The sequence below is a fragment of the Pararhizobium capsulatum DSM 1112 genome (assembly GCF_030814475.1).
GTDB classification, from domain to species: Bacteria; Pseudomonadota; Alphaproteobacteria; order Rhizobiales; family Rhizobiaceae; genus Pararhizobium; species Pararhizobium capsulatum.
This window is the reverse complement of record NZ_JAUSVF010000002.1, coordinates 791,853-816,263: the sequence shown is the minus strand read 5'-3', so window position 1 is coordinate 816,263 and position 24,411 is coordinate 791,853. Positions and strand designations below refer to the sequence as shown.

The window sequence follows — 24,411 nt, the reverse complement described above, 5'->3', positions numbered from 1 at the left end:
GATCGGTCGCATCCGTATACCGTCCAGATATCCAATGGGAATGAAGCCATGGAATTCGACATCGTCTCCTTATCTCGCTTTCAGTTCGCACTGACAGCCCTCTACCACTTTCTCTTCGTGCCGTTGACACTTGGGCTTTCCATGCTGCTTGCCATCATGGAAACCACCTATGTGATGACCGGCCGGCAGATCTGGCGCCAGATGACCAAATTCTGGGGTACGCTCTTCGGCATCAACTTCGTGCTGGGCGTGGCCACCGGCCTCGTCATGGAGTTCCAGTTCGGCATGAACTGGAGCTACTACAGCTATTATGTCGGCGATATCTTCGGGGCGCCGCTGGCGATCGAAGGGCTGATGGCCTTCTTCCTCGAGGCAACCTTCGTCGGCCTGTTCTTCTTCGGCTGGGACAAGATGTCGAAGGTCGGCCATCTCACCGCAACCTGGTGCGTGGCCTTTGGTTCGAATTTCTCGGCGCTCTGGATCCTGGTCGCCAATGGCTGGATGCAGAACCCGGTGGGCTCGGCGCTCAATCCGCAGACGATGCGCATGGAGATCACCAGCTTCTATGACGTGGTCTTCAATCCCGTCGCCCAGGCGAAATTTGTACACACGGTCTCGGCCGGCTACGTCTGTGCGTCTATCTTTGTGCTCGGCGTGTCCGCCTGGTATCTTTTGAAGGGCCGGCATATCGACCTTGCCAAACGCTCCATGACGGTCGCAGCTTCCTTCGGCCTTGCCTCTGCACTATCGGTCGTCGTCCTGGGTGACGAAAGCGGCTATCTCGCCACTGAAAACCAGAAGATGAAGCTCGCCGCCATCGAGGCTATGTGGGAAACCGAGCCGGCGCCCGCTGCCTTTACGGCCTTCGGCTTTCCCAATCAGGAAACACGCGAAACCCATTTCGCCGTCCATATCCCGTGGGTCATGGGTCTGATCGGCACCCGTTCGCTGACGACGGAAATTCCGGGCATCGACAAGCTGGAGCTGCAGGCGGAACAACGCATCCGCGACGGCATCAAGGCCTATGACGCGCTGGCGAAAATCCGCGCAACACCGGTCAACACCGAAGTCGCCGCCGATGTCAAAACCTCGTTCGAGGATCTCGGTCATGACCTCGGCTACGCGCTGCTCTTAAAGCGTTACGTCGATGATCCGCGCCAGGCGACGGATGCACAGATCAAGCAGGCGGCGATGGATACCATCCCCCATGTGCCGACCCTTTTCTGGTCGTTCCGCATCATGGTCGGGCTCGGCATGTTCTTCATCCTGCTGACGGCCGTGTTCTTCTGGCTGTCGGCGCGCCGGCATCTTGATCGCTACCCCTTGCTGCTGCGGATTGCGGTTTTTGCCATTCCGCTTCCGTGGATCGCCATCGAGGCGGGTTGGATCGTCGCGGAGATCGGCCGTCAGCCCTGGGTGATCGAAGGGGTGTTGCCAACGGCGATGGCTGTCTCAAGCCTCGGCGCCGGTACCGTGCTGCTCACCATTGTCGGCTTTGCCGTTCTCTATACCGCCCTGATCGTTGTCGAGATGACGCTGATGATCAAGGCGATCAAACAGGGGCCCGAACCGGACCATGAGCCGGAAGCGACGTTGATTTCCCCCAATATTGTGCCAGCCGCGGAGTAACGCGCCATGATCCTGCACGAGCTTATCGACTATCAAACCCTGCGTCTCATCTGGTGGCTGCTGCTTGGTATCCTGTTGATCGGTTTTGCCGTCACGGACGGTTTCGATCTCGGCGTCGGCACGCTTCTGCCCTTCGTCGGCAAGACGGATACCGAGCGGCGCATCGCCATCAACACTATAGGGCCCGTCTGGGAAGGCAATCAGGTGTGGCTGATCCTCGGTGGTGGAGCGATCTTCGCCGCCTGGCCACCGCTCTATGCGGTATCCTTCTCCGGCTTCTATCTAGCGATGTTCGCCATCCTCTTTGCGCTCATCCTGCGTCCGGTGGGTTTCAAGTATAGGTCGAAGCGGGAAAGCCCGAGATGGCGCAACAACTGGGACTGGGCCCTGTTCATCGGTGGTTTCGTGCCGTCGCTGATCTTCGGGGTGGCGGTCGGAAATGTGCTTCAGGGCGTGCCCTTCCGCTTCGCCGATGACATGCGCATCTTCTATGATGGGTCGTTCTTCGGCTTGCTTAATCCCTTCGCGCTGCTGTGCGGCCTGCTTTCCGTGGCGATGCTCGTTACCCATGGCGCTGCCTGGCTGGTGTTGAAGGCGAGCGGCCCGGTTGCGGATCGGGCGCGGGGCTTCGGAGGCTACGGGGCTCTTGGTGTTATCCTGCTCTTCGCACTCGCCGGTCTATGGCTGTCCTTCGGCATCGACGGCTATGCAATCACCAGCGAGGTCAGCCCCATCGGGCCATCCAACCCGCTGTTGAAGACCGTTGCCGTGAAGCCCGGCGCTTGGCTTGCAAATTATGGCACCCATCCCTGGATGATGATCGCGCCGGTGCTCGGCTTCCTGGGTGCAATTGCAACGTGGTTCTGCTTCAGGGCCCGGATGGAAGTTGCGACGCTGCTGTTCAGCAAGCTCTCGATTTTCGGGATCATTTCGACGGTCGGCCTGTCGATGTTCCCGTTCATCCTGCCGTCCTCGGTCGATCCGAAGTCGAGCCTGACGGTCTGGGATGCGTCATCGAGCCATATGACGCTGTTCATCATGCTCGTAAGCGTGGTGATCTTCCTGCCGATCATCCTCGCCTACACCGCCTGGGTCTACCGGGTTCTGTGGGGCAAGGTCGACGAGAAGTCTGTCACCGACAAGAGCGGCCACGCTTACTGAAGGAGAAAGAGAATGTGGTATTTCGCCTGGATACTCGGCCTGCCCCTGGCCGCCGCTTTCGCCGTGCTGAATGCAATGTGGTATGAACTTATGGATGATCGCGCCAAGAGCGAGCCAAGGGGCACCCTACCCAAGCGCTGAAAGCAGCGGTTCGAATGATCAGGGGAGCAACCGCCATGGCGGTTGCTCCGGCCATTTTCCGGACAGGCTGTTGGGAGACCTAATTCGGTAGGCTTCGATTTTCTAGCCGGTTCCCATGAATACCGGCGGGATTTCGATCACGGTCGTCTGCGCCGGGCCATGATCGATAATGTGGAAGACGGCGTCGAGCATGGCTGGCACATCCTGCCGGACCATTTCGATCTCATCCCCCATCAGAGCCGCAAAGGGATCCCAGTCGAAGCAGCCGATGATCGGCGAGTGGCCGTCATAATGATGTGAGCGCTTGATCCAGCGCATCACGCCCTCGAGCGAAATCGTCGAGTTGACAAACATGCCGCGGGGCAGATCACCTTCAGAGGCCGCGAGTGCCTGCAACGAGCTTTCAGCTTTTTCCGGGGCATAACCGCAGGCAAGGATGTGGGTTTCGTCGATAGAGACGCCCATGTCCTGATGGGCAGCGCGAAAGCCGCGGATACGTTCGGCGGTGTTATGGTCGCTGCCGCGGCCACCGATGAAAATCAGGGGCAACGCCGCCCCGAGTTTGCGCTCGCAATTTGCAAGGACCCGCCGCGTCAGTTCTCTTGCGCCGGCAAAGTTGTCGGAAATGACGGAGGGAGCCTTGGAACCCGGCAGGTCGAGATTGAGGCTCCTGACGCCAGCCGTCGCGCAGAGATCGCTGATGCGGTCCGGGTCTGTCGCACCCGTCGAGACGATCCATTCCACCTGATAGGACAGCATGGTCCGGGCGGCTTCCAGTTCCAGTTCAGGATCGCGACGGGTGCAGGTTATGATCGGGAACAGGCCACGCTCGCGCGCCATGGTCTCGAAGGTCTCAACGATCGAGCCGAAATAGCGGTTGTCGTATTTGGGCACGATCATGCCGATGATCTTGGATTTTTCACGCCTGAGAAGGCTGGCCTGCATGTTAAGCGCATAGCCCTGCTCTTCGGCGATCTTCGTGATTTTTTCGGCCAGTTGACTGCTGATCCGGCGCTTCTTCCAGTTGCCGTTCAAGACGGCGCTGACGGCACTGGCCGATGTGCCGGCAAGCTCGGCCAGATCGTAGATGGTGGTCTTTTTTGTCTGTTTTACGCGGGTCACGAAGGCCTCCATTTCAAGGCAGCTTGACATTATTGGAGAGAAGTGGCAATTGTTGCTTCATCGATTGAGCAAGTGTGCTCAATCGATGAATTTGGTTGACTGTGGAGGGTCGACCGGGAGGCTTCCGGCTAGAATCCACGATCATCCTGCGCTGATTCCGTCAGTGGGGGTGGCGGTGAAGCTTTGTCTTTCGAACGGAAAGGCGGGCTCCAAGAAAGCCTGGACAGGAACCGGACAGCGTCTCTCGACACGAGGTTCGTTTATCTAAGGAGGAGACTATGAGATTTCGTTCTATTCTGATGGCGACAGTCGGCTTATCCGCCCTGTTTGCCAGCTCGGCCATGGCGCAGGATGCCGCGACTGTTGCGTTCCTGATGCCCGACCAGGCATCGACCCGCTATGAGGAACATGACTATCCGGGCTTCAAGGCGGAGATGGAAAAGCTCTGCGCGAGCTGCACGGTCATCTACCAGAATGCCAATGCCGACACGGCCCTTCAGCAGCAGCAGTTCAACTCGGTGATCGCCCAAGGCGCCAAGGTTATTGTGCTTGATCCGGTGGACTCGTCCGCCGCTGCCGCGCTCGTCGAGATCGCTCACTCCCAGGATGTGAAGGTCATCGCCTATGACCGCCCGATCCCGGACAAGGCGGCCGATTTCTACGTGTCTTTCGACAACGAAGGAATTGGCTACGCCATCGCCAAGTCGCTCGTCGATCACCTGAAGGCCAGCGGTGCCGCCGAAGGTTCAGGCGTGTTGCAGATCAATGGTTCGCCAACCGATGCGGCAGCTGGCCTCATCCGCGACGGCATTCATCGCGGCCTGAAGGACAGTGGCTTCAAGACCCTTGCCGAATTCGACACGCCGGAATGGGCACCGCCGAAGGCTCAGGAATGGGCGGCCGGCCAGATCACCCGCTTCGGCGCCGATATCAAGGGCGTGGTTGCGGCCAATGACGGCACGGGTGGCGGTGCTATCGCGGCCTTCAAGGCCGGTGGTGTCGATCCGGTTCCGCCAGTCACTGGCAACGACGCGACGATCGCAGCACTGCAGCTCATCATCTCGGGCGACCAGTACAACACGATCTCCAAGCCATCGGAAATCGTTGCTGCTGCGGCCGCAAAGGTTGCGACGACCCTTCTCAAGGGCGAAACGCCGGAACCGAAGTCGACGCTCTACAACACGCCGTCGGAACTCTTCGTGCCGGCGGTTGTCACCTCGGAGAACATCAAGGCCGAAATCTTCGACAAGAAGATCCAGACCCCGGAAGAGGTCTGCACCGGCGAATATGCCGAGGGTTGCAAGAAGCTCGGGATTACCCAGTAATCTCTCAAGGGTGTCCGGTCGGGTTTTGTCCGGCCGGGCACCAAGTCTATATCAACAGAAGAGTGCACGCCATGGTGCGAGACAGCATTCCGCTCCCCGAGAAGGGCAGCACGATTTTGCGGCTAAGCAATGTTTCCAAGAATTTTGGCGCGGTGTCGGCTTTGACCGATATCGAGCTTGAGGTGAAGGCCGGAGAGGTGGTCGCCCTCGTCGGAGATAACGGCGCCGGCAAGTCGACACTGGTCAAAGTTCTGGCAGGGGTTCACCAGCCAAGCTCGGGGCGGATCGAATTCTGCGGCCAGGAAGTGTCGCTCGATAGCCCGAGTGCTGCGCTCGAACTCGGCATCGCCACGGTGTTCCAGGATCTCGCGCTCTGCGAAAACCTCGACGTCGTCGCCAATCTTTTTCTCGGCCACGAAATGTCGCCTTGGAACCTCGATGAAGTGGCGATGGAGGTGCGCGCCTGGACGCTGCTCAAGGAACTTGCCGCGCGTATCCCCTCTGTCCGGGAGCCGATCGCCTCCCTTTCCGGTGGGCAACGCCAGACGGTCGCCATCGCACGCTCCCTGCTGCTCGACCCGAAGATCATCATGCTCGACGAGCCGACGGCCGCTCTTGGTGTCGCCCAGACGGCGGAGGTGCTGAACTTGATTGAGCGCGTGCGTGACCGCGGCCTCGGCGTCATCATCATCAGCCACAATATGGAGGATGTCCGGGCGGTCGCGGACCGTGTCGTGGTGCTGCGGCTCGGCCGCAACAACGGCATCTTCAGTCCTGATGCCTCCAATCACGAACTCGTCGCTGCGATCACCGGCGCCACGGAAAATTCCGTGTCGCGCCGCATCGAGCGTAAATCCAGTCATACCGATTTGAGCGGGAGCACCGCATGAGCCAGCAGATTTCAAAAGACGGGCCGACCCTCGATCGCAGCGACGTACGCGTCAAGCATGACGACGGCATCATGGGCATGGTCAGCAGCTTCATCAACCGGGTGCGCTCCGGCGATCTCGGCATGCTACCTGTCGCCGTCGGCCTGATCGTCATTTCGACCGTGTTCAGCATCCTGAACCCGATTTTTCTTGCCCCGAACAATCTCGTGAACCTGCTCTTCGATTGTGCAACGGTCGGCATCATCTCGCTCGGCATCGTCTGCGTTCTGCTGCTCGGCGAAATCGATCTGTCCGTCGGCTCGATGAGCGGCCTTGCCTCCGCGATTATTGGTGTTCTCTGGGTGAATTCCGGCTGGCCGATCGCCGGTGCGCTGCTTGCCGCGCTGGTCATGGGGGCCGCTGTCGGCGCGCTCTATGCGGTTCTCTACAATCGCCTGGGCATGCCGAGTTTCGTCGCGACACTTGCTGGCCTGCTCGCCCTGCTCGGGATGCAGCTTTATATCCTGGGGCCGACAGGTAGCATCAACTTGCCCTATGCCTCGGCACTCGTCCGCTTCGGCCAGATCCTCGTCATGCCGGCCTGGGTTTCTCATACGTTGGCGCTCCTGCCGGGCGTCATAATGATTGTGTCGGGGATGCGCGCCCGCCGTCGCCGCCAGAGCGTCAATCTCTCGTCGCAGCCGCTCAGCACGCTGATCGTCAAGGCTGCCGTCCTCACTCTGGCGCTGGAGTTTGCGGTTTACTACCTCAATCTCGGCCGCGGCGTGCCGTGGATGTTCGGCCTGCTCGTTGCACTGGCGATCATCCTGAACTACGCGCTGACCAAGACCAAATGGGGACGCTCCATGTTCGCCGTTGGCGGCAATCGGGAAGCTGCCCGTCGCTCCGGCATCAACGTGCGCCGCATCTATCTCAGCGCCTTCATGCTGTGTTCGACGCTTGCGGCGCTCGGCGGCATCCTCTCGGCCTCGCGTCTGGCTTCGTCCAGCCAGCAGGCCGGTACGGGGGACGTCAACCTGAACGCGATCGCCGCAGCCGTCATCGGTGGCACCAGCCTGTTCGGTGGCCGCGGCAGCGCCTATTCGGCTCTGCTGGGGATCATCGTCATCCAGGCGATTTCCAACGGCCTGACACTTCTCAATCTCAGCTCGTCGCTGCGTTACATGATCACCGGCGGGGTGCTCGCGATCGCCGTTATCGTCGATTCGCTCGCCCGACGCTCTCGCGTCAGCCACGGCCGCGCATAACATTCAGGAGAAGATTCCATGACTGATCTCATGACGGGAAAGGTGGCCGCCATTACCGGTGCGGCCTCCGGGATCGGGCTCGAATGCGCCCGCACGCTGATTGCCGAAGGCGCGACTGTCGTTCTTGTCGATCGCGCCAAGGACAAGCTCGAAGCGCTCTGCAAGGACCTTGGCGAACGGGCAAAGCCGCTCGTCGTCGATCTCCTGGCGCCGGCTGAAGTTTCCGGCATGCTGCCACGCATTCTGGAGCTTGCGGGCCGGCTCGACATCTTCCACGCTAATGCCGGCGCGTATATTGGTGGACCGGTGGTGGAAGGTGACCCGGATGCCTGGGATCGTATGCTGAACCTCAACATCAATGCTGCCTTCCGTTCCGTCCATGCGGTCCTGCCGCACATGATCGAACAGAAGACCGGCGATATCCTGTTCACCAGCTCGATCGCCGGGGTCGTCCCGGTCGTCTGGGAGCCGATCTACACGGCCTCGAAATTCGCTGTCCAGGCCTTCGTCCACTCCACCCGCCGCCAGGTCGCGCAGTATGGCGTGCGCGTCGGGGCTGTCCTGCCCGGCCCAGTCGTAACCGCGCTGCTCGATGATTGGCCGAAGGCCAAGATGGAAGAGGCGTTGGCCAATGGAAGCCTGATGCAGCCAAAGGAAGTGGCCGATGCCGTTCTCTTCATGCTATCGCGGCCACGCAACGTGACGATCCGCGATCTCGTGATCCTGCCCAACAGCGTCGATCTCTAATTGCCTCGCATTCCCTTGTCCAGTGAGAGCCCGAAGACCATGAACACAGGAACGAACATGTCGCCGGAGGCTGCCCGCTACGTCATCGGTATCGATGTCGGAACCGGCAGCGCCCGTGCCGGCCTGTTCGATCTCTCCGGTCGCATGCTGGCTGTCGCCAAGCGGGATATCTCGCTGTTCAAGGAAGCGGGCTCGATCGTCGAGCAATCGAGTTCGGAAATCTGGAATGCCGTTTGCAGCATCGTGCGCGAGGTGGTGACTTCATCCGGAGTGAACGCAGGCGATGTCATCGGCCTGGGTTTCGACGCGACTTGCTCATTGGTGGTTCTCGGCGAAGGTGGGCAGTCGCTCCCCGTCGGTCCGTCCGAAGATGCCAACCGCGATATCATCGTCTGGATGGACCATCGCGCCGTTGATCAGGCCGAGCGCATCAATGCGCAGGGCCACGACGTACTACGTTATGTCGGCGGGCGCATCTCGCCGGAAATGGAAACGCCGAAAATCCTGTGGCTGAAGGAGAACCGGCCGCAGATATTCCGCGCGGCATGGCAATTCTTCGATCTCGCCGATTTCCTGACCTGGAAATCGACGGGCGACCTCGCGCGCTCCACCTGCACCGTCACCTGCAAATGGACGTATCTCGCGCATGAACAGCGCTGGGACCCTGGCTATTTCCGCGGCATCGGGCTCGACGAACTCGTCGATGAAGCCTTCGCGCGCATCGGCACTGATATCGTCGAACCCGGTACGCCGTTGGGTGAGGGGCTCACCACGGCTGCGGCAGAGGCTATGGGCCTGAAGCCGGGAACCGCCGTGGCGGCCGGCATGATCGATGCCCATGCGGGCGGTATCGGCACGGTCGGCATTGGCGGCCGGCCGGAAAAGAACCTTGCCTATGTCTTCGGCACGTCCTCCTGCACCATGACCTCCACGAGCGATCCGGTTTTCGTGCCCGGCGTCTGGGGACCCTATTATTCTGCCATGGTGCCCGGCATGTGGCTCAACGAGGGTGGCCAGAGTGCCGCCGGCGCCGCCATCGACCAGCTTCTCTTTTTTCATCCCGCAAGTGCGGATGCTGCATCCAAGGCATCCGAGATGCGTATACCGCTTCCGGTTCTCATCGCGGATGCTGCAGCAATGCGCACGGACAACAACTCAGATGTCGTGCGGCTGGCGGAAGGCCTGCATGTCGTCCCCGAATTCCTCGGCAATCGCGCACCCTTCGCCGACCCCCACGCTCGCGCGACCGTCGTCGGGCTTGGCATGGAGCGCGATTTCGAAAGCCTTGTCGCGCTTTATGTGGCGGGGCTTTGCGGCATCGGCTACGGCCTGCGCCAGATAATCGAAACCCAGGCCGGTGCCGGGGCTGATGTCGAGCAAGTTGTCATCAGTGGCGGCGCGGGACAGCACGATCTGGTGCGCCAGCTGCTCGCCGACGCTTCAGGCAAACCCGTCGTTGCAACTGTGGCGGAAGAACCCGTGCTGCTGGGCTCGGCCATCCTCGGTGCCGTCGCTGGCGGAGCGTTTGGCGATGCAAATCAGGCGATGATGGCGCTCACCAAAGTTGATAAGGTCTATCAGCCTGCCGAGGGTGTCGTGGCCGGCATTCATGCGAAGCGCTATGCGGCCTTCAAGACCCTCCAGGCCTGCGCCCGGGAAATCCGGGCGCTTTGACGAAACCTATTGAGGCGCCTGCGAGGGGCGTTTCAGAGCGGTATATTCCCACAGGGCGACAAGGAGCAGGATCGTTGTCGCCACGGCCTGGATCACGAAATTAGCGGCGTAGGGCACGAGCAGGGCGGACGCTGCCAACAAGGCGATGCCGGCAGCGTGAGAATAGGGGATGATCCTCGACGACGCAGCCTTCATCCACGCCGTTCCCGCCAGAAACAGGATCGGACCGCCGAGAATGGCGACGGCATGATTGTAAGCGCTTTTTGCTTCGGCATAGGACAGCGTGAAATCCTCACCGACGGCCGTCAGCAGGATGCCGGCGACGATGGGCAGGTGTCCGTAGATGAAGAGGTGTTGGGCAGTCGCCTGCGGTTCGCTGGTTGCTTCCGCCTTGTCGGCGGCTTTTTCCTGACCGTCGTGAAAATAGATCCACCACATCAGCACCGTTGTCAGGAAAGCCAGGGCCAGCACGGCGGCGGTGCCTGCATTTTCCAGATTGGTGGATGCGTTCTTGCCCGTCGTCAGGATCGTCTCGCCAAGCGCGATGATGACAAAGAGCGCGCAGCGCTCGGCAAGGTGCTCACCATCGATGTCGAGCGTTTCCGGCGGTGAGGCGCCGATTGAGGGTACCCAGTATCGCAGCAGGGGACCCATGTACTCGACGACAAGGGCGGTAATCCACAAGATGACGCGCAAGTGGGGATCGGAGAGTCCACCCGCGATCCAGAAGATGGCCGAAAGCGAAAGCCAGAGGGTAATCCGGACAAAAGCCCTGAACGACGCACCGTCAGTGTCGCGGAAGGCATAAAGCGCAAACAACGACCGGCTGAGCTGCATGGCCGCATAGGCAAGCGCGAAGACGAGCCCCATGTCAGCAAAAGCCTTGGGAAGCGCAATCGCCAGCACGATGCCAAGAAACATGAGGCCAAACAGCAGCAGCCTGACCGGCTCGATTTCCGAATCCAGCAGGTTTGTAACCCAGGCCGTCTGGATCCAGACCCACCAGAGCGCGAAGATGAAAAGCAGGGCCGCCGCCGCAATGCCGAAGGTGAAATCTTCCACCAGCGTTTCGGAGAGCTGGATCAGGGCGAAGACGAAGACCAGATCAAAGAACAGTTCGGGAAAGCTCGCTTTCGTCGAGGAGGAACCTTCTTTTCGAAGCCAGTGTTGCGTATTCTTGGCCATAATGCTCCCCGATGGCGACAGACAAAGCTGTGCCTCCGGTCAGTGTGGCACGGAATGAAACGCAGATACATTGTGTTAGGTTCGGTTTACCCGCGACCCGCTGCAGCAAATTCCTCTCGCGTACCCGATTGGGAAAAATCAGGCTTGCGCACCGTGTCCAGTGCGTCACCCAGCACGTCGAACACATGCGGATCCAGCGTTTGCGAAACGTTGAAGCGCATGAAGCTGCTGGCTGATTGGGAGAGGCTGAAGACGTTTCCTGGGGCCAGCACGATGTTTCTTTCCAGGGCAATACGCGCGACATCGGCGGCGTCGATATCGTCCGGCAACCTGCACCAGAGGAAAATACCGGCCTGGGGTTCAAGCCAGGGAATTATTCCGAGAGCTTTCAACCGGGTCGAAACCGTCGCCATCGCCTGGGCAAGACTATGGCGCAACGCTTCCACATGCTTGCGGTAACTGCCGTCGCTCAAGGTCGCCAGAACCAGTTCGGAGCTTAGACGCCCGCCTGCGAAGGAGGTTGCTATCTTGAGATCGGTCAGCCCATCGATCCATTCCGGCCGTGCCGCGACGAAGCCGCAGCGTGCGGAGGCCGACAGGGTTTTCGAAAAGCTGCCGATATGGATGACCCGCGTCAATCCGTCGAAGGCGGCAAGGCGCGGAGCTGGCACATGTTCGAAATCCGCGAAGATATCGTCCTCGACGATCGTCAGGTCGAATTGATCAGCAAGTTTCAGGACGCGGTGCGCCACGACCGGTGAGAGCGTCGCCCCCGTTGGATTGTGGATCGCAGAATTCGTGATGTAGAGGCGCGGGCGATGGTCGGCGAGCACGCGGGCGAGAACCTCGATATCGGGTCCGGAAGGCGTGTAAGGCACGCTGACGATTTTTGCCCTGTGGGCGCGGAGCAGGGCATGAAAATTGAAGTAGCAGGGATCGTCGATGAGAACTGTGTCGCCTGCTTCGAGAAGCAACCGGCAGATGAGGTCGATCGCTTGCGTGCCCGATTCCGTCAGCATGATCTGATCGGGAAACGCTTCCATGCCCCGTTCGGCCATGCGCCGCGCAATGAGCTGCCTCAGTGACGGCAGGCCGAGCGGTGAACTGTAGTCGGCCAGGACCGGTCCTTCCGCCCGCGACATGGTCCGAAGGGCGCGACGCATGCTTTGCTGCGGTAGCCAGCCCGAGGGAAGCCAGCCGCAGCCGGGTTTCAGGATGTCGTCGCTCGTCTCCAGGGATTGGCGGGAAACCCAGAAAGGATCGACGACCCGATCCAGCTGGGGACCAGCTTCAACGAGCGAAAAGGGTGCGGCCTGGCCTGCCACATAGAAGCCGGATCCGGGCCTGGACAGGATGGCGCCTTCGCCGACAAGCCGCTCATAGGCGTCGACCACTGTCGACGTCGACACTTTCAGCGCTGCGGCGAGGCTGCGTACCGAGGGCAGCTTGGCGCCGGGCGTGAGGCTACGCCCCGCGATCCTTTGCCTGATCGTGGCCATCACCATGACCACCCGCGTCGCGCCGCCTGTCTTTTCCCCGGTCATCTGTACTGCTTCCACATCCATAACAGTTTGACGAAACTGTATCAGAGTGTCGCTGGCCCCACCATCCATCTTCGGAGATAACGGCGCAAAGCATGAGGAAGATGTGATGATGGATAAAACAACGTCTGGACTGTTGAATGGCTTGGTTGGTGTGGTGATCTTCAGCGGCTCGCTGCCTGCGACCCGTGTTGCGGTCATGCAGTTCGATCCCGTATTCCTGACCGTCGCGCGCGCCGCCACCGCCGGCATTCTTGCTCTGGCATTGCTGGTCGTTTTTCGGGAAAAGCGTCCTCAAGGCCGCGATTTCCTGTCTTTGGCCGTCATCGCAGGTGGCGTGGTCGTCGGATTTCCGCTCCTCACGGCGCTGGCGCTGCAACACGTGACATCAGCCCATTCGATCGTTTTTATTGGCCTCCTGCCGCTTGCAACAGCGCTGTTTGGCGTTCTTCGCGGAGGTGAAAGGCCAAAGCCGGCCTTCTGGTTCTTTTCTGCGCTCGGCAGTGTTCTGGTTGCTGGCTTTGCCGTGACGCAGGGGATTTCGACGTCGCCTGTTGGCGACATGCTGATGCTGGCGGCTGTCGTTGTCTGCGGTCTCGGTTATGCCGAGGGCGGCCGGTTGTCGCGGACGCTTGGCGGTTGGCAGGTCATTTCCTGGGCGCTTGTCCTGTCGTTGCCGCTGACGATTGCTGTGTCGCTTTACACGATGCCCCCCAGCTTCGCGGAGATCGAGACGCCTGCGCTGATCGGATTGGCCTATGTCTCGTGCTTCAGCATGCTGATCGGTTTCATCTTCTGGTATCGTGGGCTTGCCCAGGGCGGCATTGCCGCCGTCGGGCAACTGCAATTGCTGCAGCCCTTCTTCGGTCTGGCGCTGGCGGCAACCTTGCTGCACGAGTCCGTAAGCTGGTCGATGCTGGCCGTGACGGTGGCTGTCATCCTTTGCGTCGCTGGTGCGCGAAAATTCGCGAAATGAACGGGGTCCAGGCTCTCCGCGTCGAAACGTCCTTGGAAAAAGCCTTGCAAAAGATGAACGTGTCGATCACGCGCCACCCTCGTGTCATCGCGATGTCATGTGACAATGGTGTCTCTCGGACAGGATGAACGCTGCCTGTTGCGCTGAATCGGCGCAATTGGCGCCTGACTGGAGTAATTGCGCATGGAGATGGCACTCAGCCTTGCTACAGGATTTCTCGTGGCTCTCAACCTGGCGAGCGTCGTGGTCGCCGGCCGGCGAATGACATCGAAGCATGCGCCTTCGCCGATCATCTCCGGTAACCCGCCAGTCTCGATCGTCGTGCCGATGCGCGGGATCGAAAACTTCACGACGGAAACGCTGCAGGCCGCTTTCCAGCTGAACTGGCCCGACTATGAACTGATCTTCTGTGTTGCGGATGTCGATGATCCGGTTCTCAGGGATATCCGCAAGATGATCGCCGCGCATCCTCTCGTGGAGGTGCATATCCTTACCGGAGACGATCGGATCAGCGCCAATCCGAAGCTCAACAATTGCGTCAAGGGCTGGCGGGCGGCGCGCCATGACTGGGTCGTCCTTGCCGATTCCAATGTGCTCATGCCTGCGGATTATGTCCAGCACCTGCTTGCGGGCTGGCGGAAGAATACGGGCGTGGTCTGCTCCACGCCCATCGGCTCGCGTCCGGATGGTTTCTGGGCTGAAGTCGAGTGTATGTTCCTCAATACCCAGCAGGCGCGATGGCAATATGCCGGCGAAGCGATCGGTTTCGGCTTCGCCCAGGGCAAGAGCATGCTTTGGTACAAGCCGATGCTGGACGCAAACGGCGGCATTCAGGCGCTCAACGCCGAGATTGCCGAGGATGCAGCGGCAACCAAGCTGGTGCGCCGGACTGGCCGGAGCGTCCATCTGGTATCCTGCCCGTTCGACCAGCCCCTCGGCCGGCGCAGCATGCATGACGTGTGGTCGCGTCAGTGCCGCTGGGCGCGGCTTCGGCGCGTGACGTTTCCAGGCTTGTTCACCCCGGAAATCGTTCTAGGCGCCTTTCCGCCTTTGCTTCTCGGGCTTCTCGCCGCTGCTTCGGCAGACATCGGTCTCCCGGCGATGGTTCTCCTGATTGCCGCCTCCATCTACCTGCCGGAAATGGCGCTTGCTGCGGCAAAGGGCTGGCGGCTTTCCCGATGGTCCCTGCCCGCCATGATCGTCAGGGATGTGATGATGCCCTTGATCTGGGTCCGCAGCTGGATTGGCGGAACCATCGACTGGCGAGGCAATACGATGACGATTGGCACCGCGGTCTGCGAACTGAGCGAAACCCCGGTTCACTCAGCCTAGAATTTGTCAGGGAAAAGTGGGGACCGGTTGTTCCGAAAAGACATCCTCCAGGGCATGACGTCTCCCGGCCTGCGTGGCTTCTAGCTGAAAACAACGTCTTCGAGCCACGGATTGGAGAATTTTCCGCTCGGGTCCAGCCGCTCACGGAGCTGTTTGAAGCGCGCGATCATGGGATAGCGGCCGCCCATCGGCGTGCGCGAAAACACCTTGCCCCAGTGTGGCAGGGCATCGAAGGGCGCTAGCGCGTCTTCGATAAGGCGAACGGCAGTCTCAACTGCGACCTGATCGCGGACCCAGGTGAAATGCATGGAAAGCGTGTCGCGCTTGTATTGCGGGCTGAGCCAAAGAGCGTCGGCCGCCACCGTCCGAAACTCGGCGACCTGGGCTAGGTGGGCAAAGCTCTTGCGAATGGATGCAACGGCCTCGATGGCGGCTGCCGCATGGTGCCGCGGAACATGGAATTCCGACTGGATTTCATCGCCGTTGCTCGGCGTAAAGCCCATTTTGAAATGGGACAGCCGATCTGACCAAAGGCCACGGGCGCCCAGCTGGTCCGTGGCATTTTCGGGATCGACGCCGCTGATTGGATGTCGTTTCACCGCCGCCAGCGTGGCGCCGAATATCTCGTCGGGCAGGGGTTTCGATGGTTCGGCGCTCTTTACCCAGACCTGACCTGCGGTGTCGCCCCAGGCCGTGAAAACGCTGACGCTGTACCCGGTCGCCATGATGGCATCGAGATTGTCGAGCAGCGCGGCCCATCCCAGACCTTCGTAGACGCTCTGGGAAACCTCGAAGGCGGGCTGGGTATCAAGCGTCACCCGCGTGACGACACCGAGCGCTCCCAGATGAACCACCATGCCGTCGAAATCCGGATCGCCGCGTTTCGTGGTGAGAAGCTTGCCGTCGGCCGTGACGATCTCCAGGCCGCTGACGGCGGTTGCCAGATTGCCGTTGCCATCACCCGAGCCGTGCGTGGCTGTCGCGATCGCCCCGGCGATGGAGATATGCGGCAGGGACGCGAGATTGTGTACCGCCAGCTTGTGGTTCGCAAGAAATGCAGCAAGGTCCCCATAGGTCGCGTGGCCGGCGATCGACACCTGCCCGCCATCGGCCTCGATGACAGGATCAAGCGGCATGTGCCCCAGCACAATCGCCACATCACCATCGGCAATCGCGTTGAAGGAGTGGCGCGAACCCAGAACTTTCAACCGCGACGCGGTGGCGACAGTCGATTGCAATTCCTCACGTGAAAAGGGCATAAGGCAATCGCGAAACCCGTAGTGATAACTCTTTGACCAATTGGTGCGGGGGATCTGGGTCATGCTGTTGTCCTAGCCTATCGATTCTGCCGGCGACTTTATCGCAAGCAGGTTGCGATGGAAGTGGAGAAGACAATCCTGGGGAAAATGTTGGAGCATGTCGCGCAAAAGTGTTCAGCGGTTTTGCGCAAACGACATGCGTAAGGCGTCATATTCCCGACAAGGAAGCCGAGCCCTTGCGTTGCCCGGCTTTCCCTGCCTGAACGCCGGCGTATCTGTTACGCCGCTTTGTTGTGGCTCAGGACGGCCTGCACCCTTACCCAGACCTGGCCGTGGCGTGGCACGTCGAGCGCGAAGACATCGGACAGCGTGGTTGCAAACTCATCCATGGTTTCGATGAGATGTTCCACATCGCCGACGGCGGTGACCGTGCGAAAACGGTTGTTCTGGAGGGAAACGTAACCCTCCCGTGTATGGCGCAGGATTGCCAGCGTTCCGGTGAAGGGTGAACCGGAATCGCGCATCAGCCAGGCCTGGGCAGCGGCAAGTGCGGTCTCGTCCTGATGATCGGCGCGGAAGTCGAAGCTTCGGGCAAGACCAAGGGGATGGTTGTAGAAACGCAACCAGCTGTCGTGGGTCGGCATGATCGAAAAATCGAAACCGCGCTGGCTGAGCGGACCGATTGCCATGGGAACCGGCTCGACGATGGCGTCGGCTAGTCCCACCTCCGCCAAATAGGGCCGATCGAGATCGACGCGGAGTGTCAGGTGGTTGCCGATGGCGGCATCACCAAGCTTTTCCCGGTCGACGCCGCCGCAAAGGCGGGTTACTCGAAACCCCAGACCATCGAGGGCGGCCCCAAGCAGGCCGTTCATTTCGAAACACCAGCCGCCGCGTTTGCGGGTCACCATCTTGGTGAATATCGTTTGCGGATCGACCGATGACGGCCAGCCCATGAAGGCATCCAACGCCTCCCAGGTGAAGGTCATCAGATGGGCGCGATGAATGGCGGCAAGCGCTGCGAAGTCAAGCTTGTCCGGTCGTTCGACGCCGATGCGTTCAAGATAGAGGTCGACCTGATGCGGGGTAAGTTTTTGCATGTGGTTCTCCATGGACGTGCACCGTCCTTCGATCGGTGGATCGTTGAAGGTGTCGGGGTAGGGGTGTGAAGGGTTTTCGGGTTGCGCTCAGGCCGCGTTCTGGTCTTCCGGCGGAAGGAATGTCAGGCCGAATTCGGCTGCGATCGAAGCAATTTCTTCCGGCGTCTGCGGCTTGCCCAGTTCCACGATAGGAAAGAAGCTCTCGAAGCCGCCAGGCATGACGACCACCATCAGGTGGCCCTCCACCTTGCCGACATTCTGGAAGCGGTGGGGTACGCCGCGGGGGAGAGCGATGCAGCCTCCGGCGCCAAGTTCGAGATAGTCTCCGGCGCACCAGAAACCGAAACGACCTGATAGCACACGGAAGAACTCGTCTTCCCGATCATGGATATGAAGCGGCGGGCCGCCGCCCGGTGGCACGAACGCCTCCAACATGCCGAGGCTGCCGCCGGTGTTCGCGGCCATCATGCGGATGACGTGTTTTCCGAAGGCCATGGCAGGGGTTCCATGGTCAGCCGGTGAGACGGCGGCGTATTTGAAGGGTTTCAATATTGTCTCCTGCGTTGCATGTTGCTGCGCCGCCGGACGATTCTGCCTTGGCTTTTGGTGTTCCGACGTTGCAGGAACAATCTGCTGCAGCGCGACTGCGTTTGATGTTCCGCCGGTGACATGACGCCGGGGGCGAGGCAAGGCGCTATAACTGCGGGTCCCATGCCAAGCCCCTTAACACAGGTGCGGGGCAGTTTGCCCGCAGCAACAGGTCCGTCACTCGCGCCAGAAGCGCTTGGCCTCAATCAGCTTGTCGAGCGCCCGCTGGGATACTGTGATTAGTTTTTCCTTGGCCTCCTCGTTGATGCCATTCTGGGTCGCTGCAATGTCGGTCAGTCCGGCTGCTTCGTAAACTGTCGGTGCCATGACCAGGTCATTCAACAGTCCCAACCGGTCCTGAAGCTTCTCCATCCGGCCGATGAACTTCCCGTAGCGTTTTCGCGCGCGCGCACCGGAGAAAAGCGAGGTGAAGAATTCGCAGGCATAGCGAAGCTTCTTCGCAGCCTTGCGAGCCTCATGACGTTGTTCGTCACCGATCGCCGCAAGACAGCGTCCCGTTTTCTTCAGCTTCCTGCGCTGGCGGTCGAGGGCCTGCAGGGCAAATTCCGCAGCAGGCGTGTTTCTAAGTTCTGCGGTTTCCGGCAATTCCAGATACTCTCCGCAGCGAAGCCATTTGTTGAAATCCAGAGCCAGGGCTCTCGCCCGCGACGAATGTACTTCCTCTATAACCCTCTCGTAGGCTTCGCTTCGGGCCGTCTCCAGCCTCTCGTGCAAATCGCCACTACCGTGCTTTGCCATCAGCACATCGATATCGCGTGCCTTGCCGAGGGTATTTGCAAGCCATTTCAGTTCGTCTTTCAGGCGAATGGATTCTGCGTCCGGAACCATCGCCTTGTAGATGGAAAATGCGGAACGAAGCCGCCTCAGCGCTATGCGCGCCTGATGCAGGGACGATGCATCCCGATTTTGCAGGAAAAGATCCTCGTTCAGCCGGAAATGCCGGAAACAGGCTTCAGCCATGGCCTGAAACGAGGATGCCGCCGTCATATGGCGGTCGAGCAGGATGGGTTCGGATTTTATGGCGGGCCGCAGTTCTTCCCGCAGGCTGTATCCACGCTCTGCCTTCGAGCGTACACCGAAACGGAAGGGTGCGATCTCATCGATTTTGCGAGCAAAAACAAACAACCCGTTTGCCCCGCCACCCTTCAGCTCCAGTTCCAGTTCACGCAACGGTAACCGGCGATCGCCCGCGATGATCTGGCCATCATCGAGCGCCACTTCGATACGCGTGTCCCCCTCCTCGACATTCCACGTCCGGCGCAACACTTCGACGGAGAACTGCGCCAACAGAGCCTCGGCGGTGATGTCGAGGTCGGTTTTCAGCGGCGTCGTGTAGTCGAGCACGGGTCTGTCGCCGGTTATGGGCATCTCCCATTCGTCGCGTGCGAACAGTGCGCTTGCCGCTCCGCTCGCCTTCACCGTTTGCATCTGGCTGGCGCCGCTGGTGCGAATTCGAAGCGAGAAACCTGCTTTGCGCAATCGGTAGTCCGGCGTGTCGAAGTATATGGAGCGCAGTTCCTTTCTCGATGTCGGTTCGCCAAGGAGGCCGGAGGCAAGCAGCCTCTCCTCCGCATCTGCCATCAATTCCAGTTTCAACTCGGTTTCAGTTGGCAAGCTTACTCTCCATGTCCTGGTATGTTGTGAGGACGTGTGGATTTTCTCTCGAACTGCGGAGATAAAGCGGTCGCGTAACAAAACAAAGACGCGCCTTGCAAAACCCGTGTTGTTCAGTTTAACGCCGTTTTGGATCGACCGCCAGTTGTAGCCTCCGTGTGTGCCAGTCGCTGCGGCGCTTGCTTCAGATGGCAATGCAGGGTTAGGCATGTGCAGCGGGTCAAATTGAACCTTGGCCGGCCGGAAGCCGCGCACGCGGCCTGAGAAGGATTACCGGATGACCGAGACTGACATTGTTTCCGCTCCCGAACGCAAACGCGGCTCCGGCGCCAAGATGGTCTACGATCTCCTGCGCGACGAGATCCTCGATCTTGTGCTGGCGCCGGGAAGCCCGATCGACGAGGTGCAGCTAGCCGAACGTTTCAAGATGTCGCGTACGCCCATTCGCGAGGCACTTGTCCGGCTGGCTGGCGAAGGGCTGATCGACACGCTTCCCAATCGCTCCACCATGGTATCGACTATAGATTTCTTGAACATGCACACCTTCTTCGACGCCCTGGTGCTCATGTATCGCGTTACGACGCGGCTTGCGGCGCAGTATCATCGGCCTGAAGATCTGGAAGTGATCCGCGCCCATCAAGACCGGTTTGCCGAAGCGGCCAGGGCAAGGGATGCGCTTGCGATGATCGCGACCAACGCGGCGCTGCATTCGGCCATCGCCGAAGCCGGGCGCAATCCTTATTTCATCGGGCTGTTCAACCGCTTGCTGGACGAGGGACGCCGTATCCTGCGGCTCTATTACCAGTCCTATGGGGACCAGCTTCCGCAGCAGTTTGTCGATGAGCATGAGGAGATGATCGCCGTCATTGCCGCGCGCGATACAGAGGCCGCCGACCGGTTGGCCAAAGCGCATGCCGAACAGATCGTGCGCCAGATACAGGCCCTCTTCACGCGCAATGAAAGGTTGGAGATGACGATTTGAATTCTTGTATTTTTCTTGTCGACAAATAAAATACAAATATGTATGATCTCGTCATCAAAGGCTCAGGACGGGTGCGCCCTGAACTGACCTTACCGACCCATTGACTTGAAGGAGCAAGACATGAAGGTGAAGATTTTTTCCGGCGTCATCCCGGCATTGATGACCCCCTGCAAGGATGACCGCAGCCCCGATTTCGATGCGCTTGTTCGCAAGGGCAAGGAGCTGATCGCCGACGGCATGTCCGCCGTCGTCTATTGCGGTTCCATGGGCGACTGGCCGTTGCTGACCGACGCACAGCGCATGGAAGGTGTCGAACGCCTCGTGAAGGCCGGCATTCCGGTGATCGTCGGTACGGGTGCTGTCAACACGGCCTCGGCCGTTGCACACGCGGCGCACGCCCAGAAGGTTGGCGCCCAGGGCCTGATGGTCATTCCACGCGTCCTGTCGCGCGGGTCCGTGATCGGCGCCCAGAAGAACCATTTCAAGGCGATCCTTTCGGCGGCTCCCAATCTGCCAGCCGTCATCTACAACAGCCCTTATTATGGCTTTGCCACGCGCGCCGACCTGTTCTTCGCTCTGCGATCCGAGCATTCCAACCTCGTCGGCTTCAAGGAGTTCGGCGGTCCAGCCGACATGCGCTATGCGGCTGAAAACATCACCAGCCGCGATGACGGCGTGTCGCTGATGATCGGCGTCGATACGGCCGTCTTCCACGGCTTCGTCAATTGTGGCGCAACCGGCGCCATCACCGGCATCGGAAACGTGCTGCCAAAGGAAGTCATCCATCTCTGCAACCTGTCGCAGGCGGCTGCCCAGGGTGACGTCGATGCACGCCTGCGGGCGCTGGAACTGGAAGCGGCGCTTGCGGTGCTCTCCTCGTTCGACGAAGGCCCGGATCTCGTGCTCTACTTCAAGCATATGATGGTGCTGAAGGGTGACGCGGAATATACGCTGCACTTCTACGAAACCGATGCCCTGACCGACAGCCAGCGCGGCTATGTCGAAACCCAGTTTAAACTGTTCAACAGCTGGTACGCGGGTTGGAGCAACCTTCCAGGCGCGGTTGCCAAATACAAGGCCTGAGTCGGATCGCTATCGAAAAAAGAAAAGGGCCCTTCGCGGGGCCCTTTCTCGTTTGCGGCGTCGCGTGCGCAGAGAACTCAAGCGACAGAACCGAGGCCCAGGTCCTCAAGACGATCGAGCTGCTTGATCTCGTCGGCCGTAAGCGTAATGCCGGCTTCCCTCGATATCGCGCGGGCGGCATAGCGGCGCTGGGAGGGCAGACGGGCGCCCTGTCCGGCGATTGCCTCAAAAAGTGCCTCGGCACGGGCAAAGGGATCGCCGGGCCGGCCGGCGGCGAAGGCCTCGGGAGAAAAGGCGAGAATAAGTTCGCCGTGGCGCGGCGCGAGCGTCGTCGTGCCGAGGTAATCGAGCACTTCCGGGCTAGTCAGGTCGCCGATCATGATGCCCGCCAGAAGTTCAATCATGGTGGAAATGGCTGAACCCTTGTGGCCGCCAAATGGCAGCATAGCGCCGGTAAGCGCCGCTTCAGGCTCCGTCGTCGGTTGGCCATCCGCGTCGATTGCCCACCCTTCCGGCAACTGCTTTCCTGCGCGGCGATGCAGCTCGATCTCACCGCGGGCGGCAACCGAGGTTGCGAAGTCGAAGACGTAGGGAGAACCGCCGGAACGCGGCCAGCCGAAGGCGAATGGGTTGGTGCCGAGCAGCGGCTTGGTACCGCCCGTCGGCGCGACCGTGGCATAGCTCGGGCACATGACGAGGGCGGCCAGACCGCGATCCGTTACCGCCTCGACTTCCGGCCAAAGCGCAGAAAAATGCGTGCAGTCATTGATGACGAGCGCCGCAAGGCCGTTCGAGCGTGCCCGCTCTGCAAGCGCATCAACGCCCAGTTCGAACGCAGGATTGGCAAAGCCGCCCTTAGCATCGACCTTGATGATAGACGACGCTTTCTGATCAACAAGTTCCGGTACCGCGTCGGGATTGACCTTGCCAGCCTTCACGGTGCGCAATGCACCTTCGATGCGGTAGATGCCGTGGGATTTGCAGGCATCGCGTTCGCCGGCCACGATTACGCGCGACAGCGCTCCGGCCTGGATGGCATTCAGCCCGCTCTTGCGAAAAATTGTTTCGACGCGCTCCTGCAGCGCTTCAATCGTCAATGTCTGGCTCATCATTCTCTCTCTCTCGCCGCCCGCTCCCAGTCGGGGAATGCGCACGCAGCGTATATAAAGTTGGGGCGCCCGCAAACCGTCATATCCGCACGACATCATGCGACAAAGGCATGTCGCAATGGCGTTTCATGGAAGGATTTCGCGAGATCGGCTGGATTTTGGAGGTCTGCCAACTTCTGTCAGGTGGCGCGCTTGAAGGTCCATTGAACGACGTAGTTGCCGTTGGCCTTGATTTTCGTTCTGGTTTTCAGCTTGACCGGACCACCGAGGGTCAGTTCGGCTTCGTCAAAGGCCCGGCGCGCTTCGGACATGGCCTTGTGGTAGGCGCTATTGTCGCGCTTTGGACTGTCCGCCATCGCCTTGATGAGGGCGATCATATTTTCGTCGTTCTCAGCCATTGATCGTTCCCGCTTCACTGCGCAGGTGCTGGCTTATCGTGCGGGGAGAAATCGCTCAATCCATTCGAGCGGAGATTATCGGAGTTCAGACGTCTTCGCTGCCGTCGAATTGCGAATTCGCTTCCAGCTGATGAGAACCTTTCAGGAGGCTCTGTGCCGCGCCTATGATCCCTGCCCAGCAGGCCGCGGAGAAGAGCACGGCAACAATCAGTCCACGCAAGCGAATCGTCATCAATAAAGGCCCAGTCCATGCCATGAGCAGAGAACCTGCACATTCGAGATGGCAGGAATAGGCCGGGACTCATCGCGATTTTGCTATCCAAGACGTTCAAAATTTAGCGAATTCGCGGTTTTTCCGCCGCGATGCTTCGATCTGCGGTATGGAAAAATTGTGTGTCACACGGAGACGCTGAAGGCCTCGCGGAAGCGGTGCAACGCCAGTTCATCGTCGCCGGAGGGCCAGGCTTCGAGGCCGATTGTGCCGCGATAGCCCATATCGACAAGCGCTCGGGCGATGGCCGGATAGTTGATCTCACCGGTACCCGGCTCCATCCGCCCCGGCACATCGGCGACCTGTATCTCGCCAATATGGGGCAGGGCCCGTCGGCAAAGTTCAATCAGATTCCCCTCGCCGATCTGCGCGTGATAAAGGTCGAGGTTCAGCTTCAACGACGGTCGGTTCACGGCGGCGACGAGGCTGATCGTATCGTCGGCCTTGGCAAACGGCGTCTTCGGATGATCGACGGCCTCGTTGAGATTTTCGAGCACGAAGGTCACACCCTCCTGCTCGCCAAGATCGGCGATGCGGTTGAGCGTGTCGCGTGCCTTGAGCCACATGGCGCCTGTCACGCCCTCCGACTTGACGATTGGCAGACCCTGCCCATCCAGCCCCGTCCCATGGAGATTGAGCCGCAGGCAATTTAGCTTCTTCGCAACGGGAATGGACTGGCGCGCGGTGGCGAGCAGTTCATCTGCGCCTGCATCATCGGCAAGCGTGCCCGCGATGTAACCGGTCATGGACGAGAACGTTGCTCCGGATTTCGCGAGCGCGTCAATATTATGCTTCGTCCAATCCCAGAGTTCGACCTGGAAGCCGAGCTCGGTGATGCGCTTGACGCGGTCGAGCACGGGCAGGGAACGGAAGAGCATTTCCGCGCAGGCGGCAAGCGTGAAGGGGGAGGATGCGCTCATGGCGGGTTCCGTTGGAAGCAAGGGATATTATTGCAATCGAGGGCAGGCTGGACGAGCCTATTAAGAGACGTGATATTATGCAAATTATATTTCATT

General features: G+C 60.1%; 22 protein-coding genes. 12 read left to right on the top strand and 10 right to left on the bottom strand.

Translation table 11 applies throughout. The annotated features are described in order from the left end of the window. Positions 1-48: 48 nt before the first annotated feature. From QO002_RS24125 to cydX, 3 genes are read left to right on the top strand one after another with little or no spacing between them, the layout of a single operon-like run. Positions 49-1,629 carry a cytochrome ubiquinol oxidase subunit I gene (locus QO002_RS24125; RefSeq protein ID WP_307234622.1) on the top strand — a complete coding sequence of 527 codons (1,581 nt, stop codon included), beginning with the start codon at positions 49-51 and terminating at the stop codon, positions 1,627-1,629. Positions 1,630-1,635: 6 nt separating this feature from the next. Then, a complete protein-coding gene (gene cydB / locus QO002_RS24120) occupies positions 1,636-2,790 on the top strand; it encodes a cytochrome d ubiquinol oxidase subunit II (RefSeq protein ID WP_307234620.1) in 1,155 nt (384 codons plus the stop codon). 12 nt (positions 2,791-2,802) lie between these two features. Beyond that, positions 2,803-2,931 (top strand): cytochrome bd-I oxidase subunit CydX, encoded by a 129-nt coding sequence (gene cydX / locus QO002_RS24115; protein ID WP_307234618.1) that lies wholly within the window; start codon positions 2,803-2,805, stop codon positions 2,929-2,931. A 102-nt stretch (positions 2,932-3,033) separates the two neighbouring features. Here the strand turns inward: cydX and QO002_RS24110 are convergent, their stop codons facing one another. Next, entirely contained in the window at positions 3,034-4,053 is a 1,020-nt protein-coding gene (locus QO002_RS24110; RefSeq protein ID WP_307234616.1) for a LacI family DNA-binding transcriptional regulator, read from the bottom strand. A 278-nt stretch (positions 4,054-4,331) separates the two neighbouring features. Here QO002_RS24110 and QO002_RS24105 point away from each other — a divergent pair, with 278 nt between their 5' ends. The 5 genes from QO002_RS24105 (at position 4,332) to QO002_RS24085 (ending at position 9,936) form a co-directional block, all read left to right on the top strand. Beyond that, complete coding sequence (locus QO002_RS24105) at positions 4,332-5,378, top strand: ABC transporter substrate-binding protein (RefSeq protein WP_307234614.1); 1,047 nt, start codon at positions 4,332-4,334, stop codon at positions 5,376-5,378. 71 nt (positions 5,379-5,449) lie between these two features. Then, entirely contained in the window at positions 5,450-6,268 is an 819-nt protein-coding gene (locus tag QO002_RS24100) for an ATP-binding cassette domain-containing protein (protein WP_307234611.1), read from the top strand. Continuing rightward, positions 6,265-7,515: a sugar ABC transporter permease gene (locus QO002_RS24095; RefSeq protein WP_307234608.1), complete on the top strand. Its 1,251-nt coding sequence runs from the start codon at positions 6,265-6,267 to the stop codon at positions 7,513-7,515. Before QO002_RS24100 ends, QO002_RS24095 begins: the two co-directional genes overlap by 4 nt. Positions 7,516-7,533: 18 nt before the next feature. After that, entirely contained in the window at positions 7,534-8,262 is a 729-nt protein-coding gene (locus QO002_RS24090) for an SDR family oxidoreductase (RefSeq protein ID WP_307234606.1), read from the top strand. A gap of 39 nt (positions 8,263-8,301) precedes the next feature. Continuing rightward, positions 8,302-9,936: an FGGY-family carbohydrate kinase gene (locus QO002_RS24085; RefSeq protein WP_307234604.1), complete on the top strand. Its 1,635-nt coding sequence runs from the start codon at positions 8,302-8,304 to the stop codon at positions 9,934-9,936. 6 nt (positions 9,937-9,942) lie between these two features. Here the strand turns inward: QO002_RS24085 and QO002_RS24080 are convergent, their stop codons facing one another. Together QO002_RS24080 and QO002_RS24075 are read right to left on the bottom strand one after the other, a co-directional pair. Further along, the gene (locus QO002_RS24080; RefSeq protein ID WP_307234601.1) at positions 9,943-11,121 is read right to left on the bottom strand and encodes a low temperature requirement protein A; all 1,179 of its coding nucleotides are present in this window, start codon (positions 11,119-11,121) and stop codon (positions 9,943-9,945) included. Positions 11,122-11,207: 86 nt separating this feature from the next. Then, a complete protein-coding gene (locus QO002_RS24075) occupies positions 11,208-12,665 on the bottom strand; it encodes an aminotransferase-like domain-containing protein (RefSeq protein ID WP_370878574.1) in 1,458 nt (485 codons plus the stop codon). A 109-nt stretch (positions 12,666-12,774) separates the two neighbouring features. On the opposite strand from QO002_RS24075, the gene QO002_RS24070 reads away from it, so the two are divergent. Both QO002_RS24070 and QO002_RS24065 read left to right on the top strand, forming a co-directional pair. Next, positions 12,775-13,638, top strand: a complete 864-nt coding sequence (locus tag QO002_RS24070) for a DMT family transporter (RefSeq protein WP_307235061.1) — start codon at positions 12,775-12,777, stop codon at positions 13,636-13,638. Between the two features lie 183 nt (positions 13,639-13,821). Beyond that, on the top strand, positions 13,822-14,970 hold the full coding sequence (locus QO002_RS24065; protein WP_307234596.1) for a ceramide glucosyltransferase: 1,149 nt from the start codon (positions 13,822-13,824) through the stop codon (positions 14,968-14,970). An 80-nt stretch (positions 14,971-15,050) separates the two neighbouring features. Here the strand turns inward: QO002_RS24065 and QO002_RS24060 are convergent, their stop codons facing one another. From QO002_RS24060 to QO002_RS24045, 4 genes are all read right to left on the bottom strand, one after another. Then, the gene (locus QO002_RS24060; RefSeq protein ID WP_307234594.1) at positions 15,051-16,292 is read right to left on the bottom strand and encodes a D-arabinono-1,4-lactone oxidase; all 1,242 of its coding nucleotides are present in this window, start codon (positions 16,290-16,292) and stop codon (positions 15,051-15,053) included. Between the two features lie 215 nt (positions 16,293-16,507). Beyond that, positions 16,508-17,329, bottom strand: a complete 822-nt coding sequence (locus QO002_RS24055) for an arylamine N-acetyltransferase family protein (RefSeq protein WP_307234592.1) — start codon at positions 17,327-17,329, stop codon at positions 16,508-16,510. An 87-nt stretch (positions 17,330-17,416) separates the two neighbouring features. Further along, positions 17,417-17,878, bottom strand: a complete 462-nt coding sequence (locus QO002_RS24050) for a cupin domain-containing protein (RefSeq protein WP_307234590.1) — start codon at positions 17,876-17,878, stop codon at positions 17,417-17,419. 216 nt (positions 17,879-18,094) lie between these two features. Next, the gene (locus tag QO002_RS24045; protein ID WP_307234587.1) at positions 18,095-19,552 is read right to left on the bottom strand and encodes a CYTH and CHAD domain-containing protein; all 1,458 of its coding nucleotides are present in this window, start codon (positions 19,550-19,552) and stop codon (positions 18,095-18,097) included. A 277-nt stretch (positions 19,553-19,829) separates the two neighbouring features. Here QO002_RS24045 and QO002_RS24040 point away from each other — a divergent pair, with 277 nt between their 5' ends. Beyond that, a complete protein-coding gene (locus QO002_RS24040) occupies positions 19,830-20,534 on the top strand; it encodes a GntR family transcriptional regulator (RefSeq protein ID WP_307234585.1) in 705 nt (234 codons plus the stop codon). A 120-nt stretch (positions 20,535-20,654) separates the two neighbouring features. Then, positions 20,655-21,617 (top strand): dihydrodipicolinate synthase family protein, encoded by a 963-nt coding sequence (locus QO002_RS24035; protein WP_307234583.1) that lies wholly within the window; start codon positions 20,655-20,657, stop codon positions 21,615-21,617. A 77-nt stretch (positions 21,618-21,694) separates the two neighbouring features. Here QO002_RS24035 and QO002_RS24030 read toward each other — a convergent pair whose 3' ends face one another. The 3 genes from QO002_RS24030 to QO002_RS24020 form a co-directional block, all read right to left on the bottom strand. Next, entirely contained in the window at positions 21,695-22,729 is a 1,035-nt protein-coding gene (locus tag QO002_RS24030; RefSeq protein WP_370878573.1) for an Ldh family oxidoreductase, read from the bottom strand. Positions 22,730-22,905: 176 nt separating this feature from the next. Then, positions 22,906-23,124 (bottom strand): hypothetical protein, encoded by a 219-nt coding sequence (locus tag QO002_RS24025; RefSeq protein WP_307234581.1) that lies wholly within the window; start codon positions 23,122-23,124, stop codon positions 22,906-22,908. Between the two features lie 396 nt (positions 23,125-23,520). Continuing rightward, positions 23,521-24,315, bottom strand: coding sequence for a TIM barrel protein (locus tag QO002_RS24020; RefSeq protein ID WP_307234579.1), 795 nt, complete (start codon positions 24,313-24,315; stop codon positions 23,521-23,523). Positions 24,316-24,411: the final 96 nt, after the last annotated feature.